At 69.4% G+C, this 14,643-nt stretch carries 16 protein-coding genes; 9 read left to right on the top strand and 7 right to left on the bottom strand.

Features of this window, described 5'->3' with window-relative positions; all coding sequences use genetic code 11:
• Positions 1-14: 14 nt before the first annotated feature.
• Positions 15-620: a 3-isopropylmalate dehydratase small subunit gene (gene leuD / locus SY26_RS12020; protein WP_046000684.1), complete on the bottom strand. Its 606-nt coding sequence runs from the start codon at positions 618-620 to the stop codon at positions 15-17.
• A 7-nt stretch (positions 621-627) separates the two neighbouring features.
• The gene (gene leuC / locus SY26_RS12025; RefSeq protein WP_045982810.1) at positions 628-2,046 is read right to left on the bottom strand and encodes a 3-isopropylmalate dehydratase large subunit; all 1,419 of its coding nucleotides are present in this window, start codon (positions 2,044-2,046) and stop codon (positions 628-630) included.
• A 357-nt stretch (positions 2,047-2,403) separates the two neighbouring features.
• Here leuC and rsfS point away from each other — a divergent pair, with 357 nt between their 5' ends.
• The 6 genes from rsfS to SY26_RS12055 all read left to right on the top strand — a co-directional run bounded on the left by rsfS (position 2,404) and on the right by SY26_RS12055 (position 7,962).
• Positions 2,404-2,769 carry a ribosome silencing factor gene (gene rsfS / locus SY26_RS12030; RefSeq protein WP_045982838.1) on the top strand — a complete coding sequence of 122 codons (366 nt, stop codon included), beginning with the start codon at positions 2,404-2,406 and terminating at the stop codon, positions 2,767-2,769.
• A gap of 9 nt (positions 2,770-2,778) precedes the next feature.
• Complete coding sequence (gene rlmH, locus SY26_RS12035; protein WP_045982811.1) at positions 2,779-3,246, top strand: 23S rRNA (pseudouridine(1915)-N(3))-methyltransferase RlmH; 468 nt, start codon at positions 2,779-2,781, stop codon at positions 3,244-3,246.
• Between the two features lie 95 nt (positions 3,247-3,341).
• Positions 3,342-4,856: a 2,3-bisphosphoglycerate-independent phosphoglycerate mutase gene (gpmI, locus tag SY26_RS12040; protein WP_046000685.1), complete on the top strand. Its 1,515-nt coding sequence runs from the start codon at positions 3,342-3,344 to the stop codon at positions 4,854-4,856.
• Positions 4,853-6,022: a murein hydrolase activator EnvC gene (locus tag SY26_RS12045; RefSeq protein WP_046000686.1), complete on the top strand. Its 1,170-nt coding sequence runs from the start codon at positions 4,853-4,855 to the stop codon at positions 6,020-6,022. Before gpmI ends, SY26_RS12045 begins: the two co-directional genes overlap by 4 nt.
• Before the next feature lie 16 nt (positions 6,023-6,038).
• The gene (locus SY26_RS12050; RefSeq protein WP_046000687.1) at positions 6,039-7,460 is read left to right on the top strand and encodes a S41 family peptidase; all 1,422 of its coding nucleotides are present in this window, start codon (positions 6,039-6,041) and stop codon (positions 7,458-7,460) included.
• 4 nt (positions 7,461-7,464) lie between these two features.
• Positions 7,465-7,962 carry an RNA pyrophosphohydrolase gene (locus tag SY26_RS12055; RefSeq protein ID WP_046000688.1) on the top strand — a complete coding sequence of 166 codons (498 nt, stop codon included), beginning with the start codon at positions 7,465-7,467 and terminating at the stop codon, positions 7,960-7,962.
• Here the strand turns inward: SY26_RS12055 and bluB are convergent.
• From bluB to SY26_RS21915, 4 genes are all read right to left on the bottom strand, one after another.
• Positions 7,959-8,633 (bottom strand): 5,6-dimethylbenzimidazole synthase, encoded by a 675-nt coding sequence (bluB, locus tag SY26_RS12060; protein WP_046000689.1) that lies wholly within the window; start codon positions 8,631-8,633, stop codon positions 7,959-7,961. The two genes, SY26_RS12055 and bluB, sit on opposite strands and share 4 nt — an antisense overlap.
• Positions 8,630-9,898: a lytic murein transglycosylase gene (locus tag SY26_RS12065; protein WP_046000690.1), complete on the bottom strand. Its 1,269-nt coding sequence runs from the start codon at positions 9,896-9,898 to the stop codon at positions 8,630-8,632. The genes bluB and SY26_RS12065 overlap by 4 nt, the downstream gene beginning before the upstream one ends.
• A gap of 118 nt (positions 9,899-10,016) precedes the next feature.
• Entirely contained in the window at positions 10,017-10,349 is a 333-nt protein-coding gene (locus SY26_RS21910; RefSeq protein WP_045982818.1) for a hypothetical protein, read from the bottom strand.
• A gap of 3 nt (positions 10,350-10,352) precedes the next feature.
• Positions 10,353-11,099, bottom strand: a complete 747-nt coding sequence (locus SY26_RS21915) for a DUF421 domain-containing protein (protein WP_046000691.1) — start codon at positions 11,097-11,099, stop codon at positions 10,353-10,355.
• Positions 11,100-11,212: 113 nt separating this feature from the next.
• Here SY26_RS21915 and SY26_RS12080 point away from each other — a divergent pair, with 113 nt between their 5' ends.
• Entirely contained in the window at positions 11,213-11,683 is a 471-nt protein-coding gene (locus SY26_RS12080) for a YbaK/EbsC family protein (RefSeq protein ID WP_046000692.1), read from the top strand.
• A 52-nt stretch (positions 11,684-11,735) separates the two neighbouring features.
• The gene (locus SY26_RS12085; RefSeq protein WP_046000693.1) at positions 11,736-12,572 is read left to right on the top strand and encodes an aldo/keto reductase; all 837 of its coding nucleotides are present in this window, start codon (positions 11,736-11,738) and stop codon (positions 12,570-12,572) included.
• Here the strand turns inward: SY26_RS12085 and SY26_RS12090 are convergent.
• The gene (locus SY26_RS12090; RefSeq protein WP_046000694.1) at positions 12,560-13,354 is read right to left on the bottom strand and encodes an alpha/beta hydrolase; all 795 of its coding nucleotides are present in this window, start codon (positions 13,352-13,354) and stop codon (positions 12,560-12,562) included. The two genes, SY26_RS12085 and SY26_RS12090, sit on opposite strands and share 13 nt — an antisense overlap.
• Positions 13,355-13,415: 61 nt before the next feature.
• On the opposite strand from SY26_RS12090, the gene kynU reads away from it, so the two are divergent.
• Entirely contained in the window at positions 13,416-14,603 is a 1,188-nt protein-coding gene (kynU, locus tag SY26_RS12095) for a kynureninase (protein WP_046000871.1), read from the top strand.
• Positions 14,604-14,643: the final 40 nt, after the last annotated feature.

Below are 14,643 nucleotides of genomic sequence, written 5' to 3' on the forward strand. Positions count from 1 at the left end.
CAGGGCAAGGGCCCTTAGACCCAAGGGCGGGCCTGGGCCATCTGCGTCTCGAACGTGTCGATGGCGGGGGCCTTTTCCATCGTCAGGCCGATGTCGTCCAGGCCGTTCATCAGGCAATGCTTGCGGAACGGGTCGATGTCGAAGCCGTATTCGGTGCCGTCCGCACCGGTCACCGTCTGCGCGTCCAGATCGACGGTGATGCGGGCATTCGCGCCCTTCTCGGCATCGCGCATCAGCGCGTCGACCGCATCCTGGGGCAGGACCACCGGCAGGATGCCGTTCTTGAAGCAGTTGTTGAAGAAGATGTCGGCAAAGCTGGTCGAGACGACGCAGCGAATGCCGAAATCCAGCAGCGCCCAGGGGGCATGCTCGCGCGAGGAGCCACAGCCGAAATTGTCGCCCGCGATCAGGATCTGGGCGTCGCGATAGGCGGGCCGGTTCAGGACGAAATCTGGGATCTCGTTCCCGTCGCGGTCATAGCGCATCTCGTCGAACAGGTTCACGCCCAGGCCGGACCGCTTGATGGTCTTCAGGAACTGCTTGGGGATGATCATGTCGGTATCGATGTTGACCAGCGGCATGGGGGCCGCGATGCCGGTCAGGGTGGTGAACTTGTCCATGATGTCCTCAGGCCGGTTCGTGCGCGAATTCGCGGATGTCGGTCAGGCGTCCGGTGACGCCGGCGGCGGCCGCCATCGCGGGGCTCATCAGGTGGGTGCGGCCCTTGTAGCCCTGGCGCCCCTCGAAGTTGCGGTTGCTGGTCGCGGCGCAGCGTTCGCCGGGCTTCAGCTGGTCGGGGTTCATGCCCAGGCACATCGAGCAGCCGGCCAGCCGCCATTCAAAGCCTGCGTCGATGAAGATGCGGTCCAGCCCTTCCTCCTCGGCCATGGCGCGGACCAGGCCCGATCCCGGCACGACCATGCCGCGCACGCCCGGCGCCAGCTTGCGCCCGCGCAGCACGTCGGCGGCCGCGCGCAGGTCCTCGATCCGGCCGTTGGTGCAGGATCCGATGAAGACCGCGTCGATGGCGATGTCGGTCAGCGGCGTGCCGGCGGTCAGGCCCATATAGTCCAGCGACCGGCGCGCGGCATCGACCTTGCCGCCCGCAAAGCTTTCCGGGTCGGGCACGGATGCCGTGATCGGCAGCGCGTCCTCGGGGCTGGTGCCCCAGGTGACGGTCGGCGCGATGTCCTCGGCGCGGATGGTCAGGACCTTGTCGAAATGCGCGCCGTCGTCCGAGAACAGCGTCTTCCACCAGGCGACGGCGGCCTCCCACTGGGCGCCCTTGGGCGCATGGGGGCGGCCCTTGACGTAGTTGAACGTCACCTCGTCCGGGGCGATCAGGCCGGCGCGGGCGCCGCCCTCGATCGCCATGTTGCAGATGGTCATGCGGCCTTCCATCGACAGGTTGCGGATCGCCTCTCCGCAATATTCGATGACATGGCCGGTGCCGCCCGCGGTGCCGGTCTCGGCGATGATGCGCAGGACGATGTCCTTGGCGGTCACGCCGGGGGCCAGGCGTCCGGTGATCTCGACCTTCATGTTCTTGGACTTGCCCTGGATCAGGGTCTGGGTGGCCAGCACATGCTCGACCTCGGACGTGCCGATGCCGTGGGCCAGCGCGCCGAAGGCACCGTGGGTCGCGGTATGGCTGTCGCCGCAGACGACGGTCATGCCGGGCAAGGTCCAGCCCTGTTCAGGGCCGACGATGTGCACGATGCCCTGGCGGATGTCGTTCACCGGGTAATAGACCACCCCGAATTCGCGGGCGTTGCGGTCCAGCGCATCCACCTGGATGCGGCTTTCCTCGTTGTCGATGCCGGTCTGGCGGTCCAGCGTGGTGGGCACGTTGTGATCGGGCACGGCGATGGTGCGTTCGGGCGCGCGGACCGGGCGGCCGGTCATGCGCAGCCCCTCGAAGGCCTGCGGGCTGGTCACCTCGTGGACCAGGTGGCGGTCGATATACAGAAGGCAGGTGCCGTCTTCCTGGCGGTCCACCACATGGGCGTCCCAGATCTTGTCGTAAAGCGTGCGTGCAGGGGTCATGGCTGAGGTCTTTCGGCTGTGATGCGGGAAGGGTGACGGGCGGGCAGCCGTCAGCCCTGCGCGGTCACGCCCAGCATCTCGCCGTAGAAGCGGCCCGGCAGGCGCGCGCGGTCATGAATGTCGAAATAACGCATCATCCGGCCAGATTAGGCCAGCATCCGCCTGCTGGCAAGCGCGCGCATGTCAAGGAAAATGCCGCGAGAGATTGAGACGGGCCGAAAAGATGCTATGTTGGGGGAACCCCTGCGCCGGGGGCTATCGGCGCGCGGACCGGAGGACTACACCCTGTCACAAGACGCCCCGTCGGCCGGTCGGCCGACCTCGACCCAGCAGACCAGCCAGCATACCAGTGACGACATGCTGGCCTTGGTGCTGAATTCCCTTGATGACGACAAGGCCGAGGAGGTCGTCAGCATCGACCTGCGCGGTCGCACGGCCATTGCCGACCACATGGTCATCGCCTCGGGGCGCAGCTCGCGTCAGGTGGGCGCCATCGCGGAGAAGCTGGCCGAGCGCGTGAAGCAGGTCACCGGCCGCAGCCCGCGGATCGAGGGCAAGGATGCCGGTGACTGGGTGCTGATCGACACGGACGACGTGATCGTCCACGTGTTCCGCCCCGAGGTCCGCGACTTCTATCAGCTGGAAAAGATGTGGCTGCCCGCCGATGCGCTGGCCCGCGTGCGCGAACCCGCCCAACCGTCCAGCTATCAGCCGCAGGACTGATCCGCCGCAATGCGGATCGACATCGCCGCCGTGGGGCGGCTGAAGACCGGCCCCGAGGCGGCGCTGGTCGCCGATTACCTGCAGCGCTTTGCCAAGACCGGCCGCAGCCTGGGGCTGCCGGCCGTGTCCGTCGTCGAGGTCGAAGATCGTCGCGCCGGCACCATGGCCGCCGAGGCGGAGCTGCTGTCCCGGGCCATCCCACCCGGCGCTGCGGTGGTGATGATGGACGAACGCGGCGATCAGCCGACCTCTCCCGAATTCGCCGCGCGGCTGGCGGACTGGCGCGACCAGGCGCGCGACGTGTGCTTCGTGATCGGCGGCGCGGACGGGCTGGACCCGTCGTTGCGGGCGCGGGCCGACTGGCAGATCAGCCTGGGCCGGATGGTCTGGCCGCATCTGCTGGTCCGCGTGATGCTGGCCGAACAGCTGTACCGCGCCGCCACGATCCTCGCCGGGTCGCCCTATCACCGGGCGTAGGGGGCACACCGGGCATAGGGGGCACCGGGCATGGGCGGGCTTGGTTGCCGCCGCCGCCCGCGAGGCGTAAGTAAGGGCAAAACCGCGAGGCTCCGATGACCAAACCCGTGATCCTGTGCATTCTGGACGGCTGGGGCCAGTCCACCCGACCCGAACAAAGCGCCCCGGACCGGGCGGCGACCCCGAATTTCGACCGTCTGATGCGCGACTGTCCCCATGCGACGCTGGTGACGCACGGTCCCGACGTGGGCCTGCCGCGCGGCCAGATGGGCAATTCCGAGGTGGGTCACACGAATATCGGCGCCGGACGCGTGGTCGCGATGGATCTGGGCGCGATCGATCTTGCGATCGAGGATGGCAGCTTTGGCCGCAACGGTCCGCTGCTGGCGTTCATCGACCGGCTGAAGGCCACGGGCGGGACCGCGCATCTTCTGGGCGTCGTCTCGGATGGCGGTGTTCACGGTCATATCGTCCATGTGCTGGCCGCGGCGCGCGCGGTGGCCCAGGCAGGCGTGCCGGTGGTGATCCACGCGATCACCGACGGCCGCGACGTGGCCCCCGATTCGGCGCCGGGCTTTCTGGCCACGCTGCAGGACGGACTGCCCGCAGGGGCGCGGATCGGAACGGTGATCGGTCGCTATTACGCACTGGATCGCGACAGCCGCTGGGACCGGGTGCAGCGCGCGTTCGACGCCGTCGTCGCCGGACAGGGAGAGGCTGCGCCGGACGCCGCGTCCGCCATCGCCACGGCCCATGCGCGCGGCGAGATGGACGAGTTCGTGCCGCCCTTCGTCATCGGTGGCTATGCGGGTGCGCGGGATGGGGACGGGGTCTTCTGCCTGAACTTCCGCGCCGACCGCGCGCGTGAAATCCTGTCTGCCCTGGGCGATCCCGTCTTCGACGGCTTTGACGCCGCCACACGCCCGGCCTGGGCCGCTATGCTGGGCATGGTCGATTATTCGACCCGCCACGACAGCTTCATGCAGGCGGCCTTTCCCAAGCGGCAGGTGCAGAACACCCTTGGGGCCTGGGTCGCGGCCAAGGGCCTGCGCCAGTTCCGCCTGGCCGAGACCGAGAAATACCCCCACGTGACCTTCTTCCTGAACGGCGGCAAGGAAACGCCGGAACCGGGCGAGGATCGCCACATGCCGCAAAGCCCCAAGGTTGCCACCTATGACCTGGCGCCCGAGATGGCGTCCGTCGAGGTTACCGACAGGCTGGTCCAGGTCATCGGTCAGGGCTACGATCTGATCGTGGTGAACTATGCCAATCCCGACATGGTCGGCCATACCGGCGATCTGGACGCGGCCGCCCGCGCCTGCGAGGCGGTGGATCGCGGTCTGGGCCGGATGCTTGCCGCGCTGGACGCGGTCGGGGGGGCGGCGGTGATCTGCGCCGATCACGGCAATTGCGAACAGATGATCGACCCGGTGACGGGCGGGCCGCATACCGCGCACACGCTGAACCCCGTCCCGGTCATCGTCTATGGCGCGCCGGGCGTCACGGGGCTGCGCGACGGGCGCCTGGCCGATCTGGCGCCAACGGTCCTGGCGCTGATGGGGCTGGACCAGCCCGCCGACATGACCGGGGAAAGCCTGATCGTCCGATGAGAACCCGCCTTGCCCTGGCGCTCTGCGCCGCCCTTGCCGGTCCGGCCCTTGCGGAGACCACCCCCGCCAACCAGGCGGTCGCGGATGCCGAGGCCGCCGCGGCCCTGCTGCGCGCGGCCATAGGCCAGCTGGCCGAGGCGGTCAGCGCCGACGACCAGGTGGTGGCCCTGACCGAGGTCATTCGCGGATACGAGCTGGGCCTGGCCGCCCTGCGCGGCGGCCTGCGCCAGGCCAGCGGCCGCGAGGCCGAGCTGCGCGACCGGTTCGAGGCGCAGCGCGACCAGCTGGCGCGCGTCCTGGGCGCGATGACCGCGCTGCAGCAAAGCCCCGAATCGACGATGCTGCTGCATCCGGCGGGGGCGCTGGCCAATGCGCGGTCCGGGATGATCCTGTCGGGCGTCACCCCCGGCCTGCGGGCCGAGGCCGAGGCCCTGCAGGCCGATCTGGACGAGATCGCCACCGTCCGCCAGCTGCAGTCGAACGCCGCCGGCATGCTGGGCAGCGGCCTGGACAGCGTCCAGGAGGCCCGCCGCCTGCTGGCCAGCGCCGTGACGGACCGCAGCTCGATGCCCGCGCGATATGCCGAGGACCCCGAGGAGCTGCAGGCCCTGCGCGCGGCCGCGCAGAGCCTGGACGATTTCGCGACCGGCATCGCGCGGATGGAAAAGGACGTGGGCGCGCCCATGGACGATTTCGAGGGCGCGCGCGGCAGCCTGGCCCTGCCGGTGGTGGGGACCGTGCTGCGCCCCTATCGGGAGCCGGACGCGGCGGGGGTCAGCCGACCGGGCTGGGTGATCGCCACCGCCCCCGCGGCGCTGGTGCAGACGCCTTGGCCTGCGACGATCCGCTATCGGGGGCCGTTCCTGGATTACGGCAATGTGATGATCGTCGAGCCCGCGCGCGGCTATCTAATGATCTTCGCAGGCCTGTCCCAGGTCTTCGGAGAAGTGGGCGACGTCTTGAAGGCGGGCGATCCGGTGGGCTTGATGGGGGGCGCGGAAGCCCCCGCCCAGGAGTTCGGATCGCAATTCGTCGCCGATGCCGCCCAGGGCGCCGAGGCCGGACGCAGCGAGACGCTGTATCTGGAACTGCGCCAGGGCAATGAAACGCTGGACCCCGCCGACTGGTTCGTGCTGAATCCCGTCGTCGACCCGCAACAGGACTGAGGCAGGAAAGACCGCCATGAGACATTATCTGATCGCAGGCCTGGGGGGCGTTCTGGCCGGAGCCCTGGCCACCACCCAGATCGCCGGTCCGCTGCTGGCGCAGGAGACGGCCGAGGGGAATGCCTCGGTCTATCAGCAGCTGGAGCTGTTCGGGAACATCTTCGAGCGCATCCGCACCGACTATGTCGAGGCACCCGAGGACAAGGAGCTGATCGAGGCGGCCATCAACGGCATGCTGACCTCGCTTGACCCGCATTCCAGCTTCCTGTCGGCCGACGATTATTCCGACATGCAGACCCAGACCCGCGGCAGCTTCGGCGGCCTGGGGATCGAGGTCAGCCAGGAGGAGGGCCTGGTCAAGGTCGTGGCCCCCATCGACGACACGCCCGCCGCGAATGCGGGCATCCAGCCGGGCGACTTCATCACCCACGTGAACGGCGAATCGCTGCTGGGCCTGCCTTTGGACGACGCGGTCGAGATGATGCGCGGCCCGATCGGGTCCGAGATCACCATCACCGTCCTGCGCGAGGGCGAGAGCGAGCCGTTCGACCTGACCATGTCGCGCGACACGATCAAGCTGACCGTGGTGCGCAGCCGCGTCGAGGGCCATGCGGTCGTGCTGCGGGTGTCCACCTTCAACGACGAGACCTATGACACGCTGCAGGCGGAACTGAAGAAGGCCGTCGAGGAAGCCGGCGGCATCGACCGGGTCACCGGTTTCGTGCTGGACCTGCGCAACAACCCCGGCGGCCTGCTGAACCAGGCGATCAGCGTCAGCGACGCCTTTCTGGATGCCGGAGAGATCGTCAGCACCCGCGGCCGCAACCCGGAAGAAAGCGAACGCTGGAACGCCGAGGCGGGCGATCTGGCCGAGGGCAAGCCGATGGTCGTGCTGATCAACGGCGGTTCGGCCAGCGCGTCGGAAATCGTCGCGGGTGCCTTGCAGGACCACCGCCGCGCCATCGTCGTGGGCGAAAAGTCCTTTGGCAAGGGTTCGGTCCAGACGGTCATGCCGGTGACCGCCGACAGCGCCATCCGCCTGACCACGGCGCGGTACTTCACCCCGTCGGGCCGGTCGATCCAGGCCCTGGGCGTGCAGCCCGACATCCTGGTCGCCCAGCCCGCCCCGGCCCCCGAGGTCGAGGAGGAGGAAGCCCGCAGCAACAGCGACTTCAGCCGGTCCGAGGCCGACCTGCGCGGTGCCCTGGGCAACGATGTCAGCGACGAGATGCGCAAGCAGATGGAGGAGGAGGCCGCCGAGGTCGAGGCCACCGCCGCGCTGCGCGAGGAGGACTATCAGCTGGCCTATGCGGTCGACGTGCTGAAGGGTCTGGCCGCGGTGAACTTCCGCGCCGACCAGGTGCCTGCCGCGGAGACGCCCGCGGTCACCGGTGAAGGTGCGGGCGAGGGGGCCGAGGCCGCCCCGGACCAGGGCTGATCCGATGGACGGACGCATGGGGCCGGGCGGCCTGCCGTACCGGCCCTGCGCCGGCGTGGTGCTGATCGACGACCGGGGCCTGGTCTTTGCCGGGCGCCGGATCGACCGCAGCCCCGACCAGCCGCCTGCGTGGCAGATGCCCCAGGGCGGCATCGACGAGGGGGAGACCCCGCGCGAGGCCGCACTGCGCGAGCTGACCGAGGAGACGGGCATCGACCCATCGCTGGTCGAGGTGCTGGACGAGACGCCCGACTGGGTCTTCTACGACCTGCCGCCCGAGATGGTCGGCCGGATCTGGAAGGGCCGTTATGGCGGGCAGTGCCAAAAATGGCTGGCGCTGCGGTTCCTGGGCCAGGACACCGACATCCGCATCGATACCGCCCACCCCGAGTTCGACCAGTGGCGGTGGATGCGGGCCGAGGACGTGCTGGACAGCATCGTGCCCTTCAAGCGCGCCGTCTATGCCGAGGTGCTGGGCGCGTTCCACCCTCATCTGGCCTAGGACGCGGGCCAGCGATCCTCCAGGATCAGCTCGTCCAGCGGCAGGCGCGCCGCCCAGCCCCGGCTTTGCAATTCGGGCTGGCGGTACAGTTCGGTGACATGGCCGATGCACAGATAGGCCACCGGCACGACATGGTCGGGCAGGTGCAGCAGGCCGCGAAGGTCGTCGGGCCGGAAGATGCTGACCCAGCCCACCCCGATGCCTTCGGCCCGCGCGGCCAGCCACAGGTTCTGCACCGCGCAGGCGGTGGAATAGAGGTCGGTTGCCGGGTCATGGGTGCGGCCCAGCACATGCGCGCCGCCCCGGGTCCGGTCGCAGGTGATGCACAGGTTGACCGGCGCCTGCAGGATCCCCTCCAGCTTCAGCGACGAATACAGCGCCTTGCGGTCGGGAAAGCGGTCGGCGGCCTCGGCATTGGCCGATGCGAAGGCGTCATGGATGCGGCCGCGCAGTGCCGCGTCGCGGATCAGGATGAAGTTCCAGGGCTGTGACAGCCCGACGGACGGCGCGTCATGCGCCGCCTGCAGCAGGCGGCGCAGGGTCGCGGGGTCGACCGGGTCGGGGCGGAACTGACCCCGCACGTCGCGGCGTTCGCGGATCGCGCGATAGACCGCCGCGCGCTCCGCGTTCGAAAACGGCCCCGCCGGGGCAAGGCCGCAGGCATCGGTCACCGGCGCAGCTGGTCCAGCAGGATCGAGGTCGGATAGCCGTCCGGCGTCACGCCGATGGACCGCTGGAAGGCCGAGACCGATTCCATTGTGGCCGAACCGAACAGGCCGTCGATCTCTCCCTGATAGAAGCCGCGCTGTGCCAGGCGCTGCTGGATCTCCTGGCGTTCGGCGGTGGACAGGGTGCGGTCCTGGCGCGGCCAGGCGCCTTGGATGCCCGGACGGCCCGCGATGCGCTCCGCCAGGTAGGACACGCCCAGGGCGTAGTTGTCCGAGTTGTTGTAGCGCAGGATCGACCGGAAGTTGTCGGTGATGAAGAACGCAGGCCCCCGCGCCCCCGCCGGCATGATGATCGAGCCGTTGCCCGCCGGCAGCCCGCCGCCCGACATGGTGCGCACGCCCTGTGCTGACCAGTCGCCGGCCGACCGCCGGGTGCCCTTGCCGATCAGGCCCATGTTGAAGTTGGCGGGCAGGCGGACCTCGGCGCCCCAGGTCGCGCCGCGCTGCCAGCCGCTGCGCGCCAGATAGGCCGCGGTCGAGGCCAGCGAATCGGTCGGGTCCTCGGACCAGATGTCGCGGCGGCCGTCGCCGTTGAAGTCGACCGCGTATTCCAGATAGGAGGTCGGCATGAACTGGGTATGCCCCATCGCGCCCGCCCAGCTGCCCAGCATGTGCTGGGGATCGGTGTCGCCCGCCTGAAGGATCTGCAGGGCGGCGATCAGCTGGTTCTGGAACATCTCTCCGCGGCGGCCGTCATAGGCCAGCGTCGCCAGCGACGGGATGATCTGCATCCTGCCGCGGTTGGCGCCGAAGTTCGATTCCATCCCCCAGACCGCCAGCACGATCTCGCGCGGGACGCCGTACTGCGCCTCGATCCGGGACAGAACGGGCGACAGCTGCGCCAGCTTCTGGCGGCCGGTGGTGATGCGCACGTCCGACACGGCGCTGTCCAGGTACAGCCAGACGGGGCGCGAGAATTCGGCTTGGCGGCGGTCCAGGCGGATCACCTCGGGGTTGTAGCGGGCCAACGCCATGGCGCGGTCATAGGTCGGGCCCGACACGCCCGACGACAGGGCGCGGGCGCGGAACTGCTGGACGAACCGCTGCAGGCCGGCCTCGTCGCCGGGATTGGCGGGCGGGATCGGGGTCACGGTCACGTCGGCGGGCGCGCGGGGGCCGCCCGCGGCGGGCATGCGCGACATCGGCGATGCACAGGCGGCCAGCGCGCCGATCAGGGTGGTGGACAGAAGAATGCGGGAAAAGCTCATTATGGATCGCCTGTTTTGGACTGCCGAGGTTTCTTGGCCCGGATCTTGATGGCCCGGATTTGGTCTTCTGCGTGCAGTCTAGACGAACCACTCCCGCTTGGGTAGGGCGCGGGCGCGCTTAGTGCAGCAGCGATTCCGGGTCCGGCGCGGTCCCGAACCAAGGCGTCATCTGCGCGATGATGACCGAGTTTTCGGCCAGCGCCCGATCCATCAGCGCGCGTTCCGCCTCGTCGATCTCGTGGCCGTCGGCCAGACGCTCGTCCAGCGTGCCATAGCCGGTGACGTCCAGGGGGGCCATGTCGGCCTGCTTCAGGATCGCCACGGTCTCTCGCACGGCCTCGGGTTCGTCGTTGGCCGGGGCATAGCAGACCAGCCCCGCCCCGGTGGCGCCCTTGGGCAGACCGTCGCCCTTCCGCCTGCCCAGCTCGACGACCAGCGTGAAGACCTTCATGGCTTACTCCATCGGTTTTGCGCCGCCCTGGGCGCGTTCGGCCCCTTCGGGCCATTCGGGGGCCTGCCACATGCGGTTGCCGCATTCGGGGCAGGGCGCACGGGTGGCGATGATCTGCGCGCCCGCGGACGCGCCGCACATGGCACAACATGTCTGCCCGTCCATCGCAAGCGCCTTTGCGGGCGGGGGCGGGCCGTTCACCAGATGTTCGGGCGGCAGCAGCGACAGGCCGGGCTGCACCTGCGACCGGCGAAAGACGGACAGTCCGCCGCCCGCCTCCAGATAGGCGGCGCGCAGCTCTCCAAGGTTGCCGACGCCGGCCAGGCGCAGCATCGCCTTGATCTCGGCCAGGCCCAGGTCGCGCTGCGATGCCGCCTCGGGCAGGATGCGCCCGTCCAGGACCAGCGCCACGGGGCGGCCGTCGATGATGCGCTTGGCCCGGTCGAACCGCACGATCAGCCGGTCCAGCACCTTGTTCAGCCCGACGACCACGGTGATGACCGCCATCGCCGCCAGCAGCGGCACGTCGGGATAGAACATCGCGTCGCCCACGGCGGACCCCAGGGCGATGACCAGCAGGAACTCGACCATCGACAGCTGCGCCACGCCGCGCCCGCCGATCCAGCGGATCATCAGCAGCGCATAGACATAGACCAGCACGGTGCGGACCAGGATCTCGGCATAGAACAGGGGTGGATGCTCGCCCAGGAACATCCGGGCAAGATCGAAGGGGATGACCGGTTGGTCCATGAAAGGCCTTTCGCGGCAGGGAATGCTGCACAGCCTATAACCGTGCCCGAACCGAGGGGTTCCGCCGCCCGGTCCCGCCCGCTAGGGTCCGCGCAGCAGCAGGGGGGCATGCCATGAGCGACAGTCTGGAGCGGGTCCGCGCGGCCCTGGACGCGGCCGGCGTCGCGGTCGACATCCGCGAGATGCCGGGCAGCACCCGCACCGCCGCCGAGGCCGCGGACGCGGTCGGCTGCGCGCTGGACCAGATCGCCAAGTCGATCATCTTTCACGGCCAGGACAGCGGAGCGGTGCTGCTGTTCCTGACCGCAGGCGGCAACCGGGTCGATCCCGACAAGGCCGCGACGCTGGCCGGAGAGCCGTTGGGCCGGGCCGATGCGGCGCTGGTGCGGGCGCGCACGGGGTTCGCCATCGGCGGTGTCGCGCCGGTGGGGCATTTGTCGCCGGTCAGGGCCTTCCTGGACCCGCGCCTGGCCGATTTCGTGCAGGTCTGGGCGGCGGCGGGCACCCCGCGGCACGTCTTTGCCATCGCGCCCGACCGGCTGCAGGCCGTGACCGCCGCACGGACCGGTGATTTTGTCGCATGAACCCCGCGGCGGGTCCGGGGCGTTGGGACGCGACATCTGAAAGGAAGCCCCGATGACCCAACCCATGATGACCCTGAACGACGGCCGGACCATGCCCCAGCTGGGCACCGGCATCTGGCAGATCGAGGATGCGAAGACCCCCGAGGTCGTGGCCGAGGCGCTGCGCGTCGGATACCGGCTGATCGACGGCGCCGCCGCCTACAAGAACGAGGCCGGGATGGACCGGGGCATCCGCGACAGCGACGTGGCCCGCGACCAGATCTTCGTCACGTCCAAGCTGTGGAACGACGCGCAGGGGCATGACGCCGCCCTGCGGGCCTTTGACGCGACGATGGAGCGGTCGGGACTGGATTATCTGGACCTGTACCTGATCCACTGGCCGTTGCCGGCGATGGACGCCTATGTCGACAGCTGGAAGGCGCTGATCCGCCTGCGCGACGAAGGGCGCGTACGGTCCATTGGCGTCGCGAATTTCCACGAGCCGCATCTGCATCGCCTGATCGACGAGACGGGCGTCGCGCCCGCGCTGAACCAGATCGAGCTGCACCCTTCGCTGACGCAGGAGCGCATGCGGGCGGTGAACAAGCAGCTTGGCATCGTCACGCAAAGCTGGACCCCCCTGGGGCGCGGCGACAGCTTCGATGCGCCCGCGATCCGCGACGCGGCGGCGCGCACGGGGCGGACGGTGGCGCAGGTGATCCTGCGCTGGCACATCCAGCACGGGCTGTCGGTCATTCCGAAATCGGAAAAGCCCGAACGCCTGGCCGAGAATTTCGACGTGCTGGACTTTACCCTGACGCCCGAGGAGATGTCGGCCATCGACGCGCTGGACCGCGGCCATCGCACCGGGCCGGACCCGGATACGTTCGACTATCGTCAGCCGCTGTAACCCAGCAGGCGACGCATCAGGGGGCTGGCGGGGTCCGCCAGTCCCTCGATCACGTCGAAATGGTGGCGGCCGGGGTCAATGACGCATTCGGTCGCCGCGCCCAGCCCCGCCCAGACATCCGCCAGCAGCCGGGCATGACGGATGAATTCAGGCCTTTCGGCCCCCCCGACCCAAGTCGTGACCGGGATGCCCGTGCGGGGTTCCAGCAGGGCGGGGCTTTCGGATGCGGCTTCGGCCGCGTCCAGGCGCAGGGTGTCGTTCATCGCCGTGCGCATCAGCGGGCGCAGGTCGGTCAGCGGAGAGATGGGCACGCAGGCGGTGACCCGCGCGGCCACCGTCTCGGACAGCACCCCCGGACAGATCATCCGCGCCGCCAGATGCCCGCCCGCCGAATGACCGGTCAGCGCGATGGGCCCTGCGATGCGACCCGCCGCCTTTGCGATCTGCTCCGCGACGATGCGGGTCATGTCGGCGATGCGCGCGTCCGGCGCCAGGGGATAGCCCGGCAGGACGCAGGCCCAACCCTCCGCCAGCGTGCCGCCCGCCAGATGCGACCACAGCGTCGGGTCGAACCGCATCCAGTAGCCGCCATGGATGAACACCATCAGCGCGTGCGGGTCTCCCTCCGGCAGGAACAGATGCCCCCGGCCCAGATCCTGCGGCGGATGGGCGGCGCGGAAGGCCGCCGCCGCCTCGGTCCAGCGGGGGACATAGGTGTCGGCATGCGGGATATGCGCGCCATTGGCATAGGCGTCGTCCCAGTCGGTGATCTGATACAGCATGGTTCCCCCTCTTTCGGGCAGCCAATCGCGGCGCTATCGTCGCGTCAAGAGGGAGCCCATGATGACCGATTTCACCAAGACCCGCGCCGCGTTCCACCTGCCGGACGGCATGACCTATCTGGACGGCAATTCCCTGGGGCCGATGCCCCGCGCCGCCGCCGACCGGGTCGCGACCATGATGGCCGACGAATGGTCCCAGATGCTGATCACCGGCTGGAACAAGGCGGGCTGGTATGTCCAGCCGCGCAAGGTCGGCGACCGCATTGCGCGGCTGATCGGCGCGGGGGACGGTCAGGTGGTGATGGGCGACACGCTGTCCATCAAGGTGTTCCAGGCGCTGAGCGCGGCGCTGGCCCTGCGGCCCGACCGCCGGGTGATCCTGTCGGACAGCGGCAATTTTCCGTCGGACCTGTACGTGGCCGAGGGGATCGCCCGCGCCCTGGGCGCGACCCTGCGCGTCGTGGCCCCCGAAGAGGTCGAGGCGGCCATCAACCCCGACCTGGCTGTGCTGATGCTGACCGAGGTCGATTACCGCACCGGCCGCCGTCACGACATGCCCGCCCTGACTGCCCGCGCGCATGACGCCGGCGCGCTGGCCATTTGGGATCTGGCCCATTCGGCGGGGGCGGTGGACGTGGACCTGCTGGGATCGGATGCCGATTTCGCGGTGGGCTGCACCTACAAATACCTGAACGGCGGTCCGGGGGCGCCGGCCTTCATCTGGACCCATCCGCGCCACGCCGAACAGGCCGAGCCGATCTTGCAGGGCTGGATGGGCCATGCCGCGCCCTTTGCCTTCGACCAGGAATACCGCCCCGCGCCGGGGATCGAGCGGATGCGCGTGGGCACGCCCCCCGTCATCGCGCTGAGCGCGTTGGAGGCGTCGCTGGACATCTGGGACACGGTCGACATGGCCGCGCTGCGGGCGCGATCGATCGAACTGACCGAAGCGTTCATTGCGGGGGTCGAGGCGCAATGCCCAGACCTGGTGCTGAACAGCCCGCGCGACCCGGCGCGGCGCGGCTCTCAGGTCGGGTTCCGCCATCCGCAGGGCTATGCGGTGATGCAGGCGCTGATCGCGGCGGGGGTGGTCGGCGACTTTCGCGCGCCCGACGTGCTGCGCTTTGGGTTCGCGCCGCTTTACAACGATCTGGACGACGTGTCGCAGGCGGTCGCGACCTTGGCGCAAATCCTGCGCGACGGCAGCTGGGACAGTGCGGAATTCCGTCGCAAGGCTGCGGTGACCTAGGGTAAGGGGGCTTTCCAAGGCGGCCAAAACCGTCGACAGA

The sequence above is a fragment of the Paracoccus sp. 228 genome, assembly GCF_000967825.1.
Lineage (GTDB): Bacteria > Pseudomonadota > Alphaproteobacteria > Rhodobacterales > Rhodobacteraceae > Paracoccus > Paracoccus marcusii.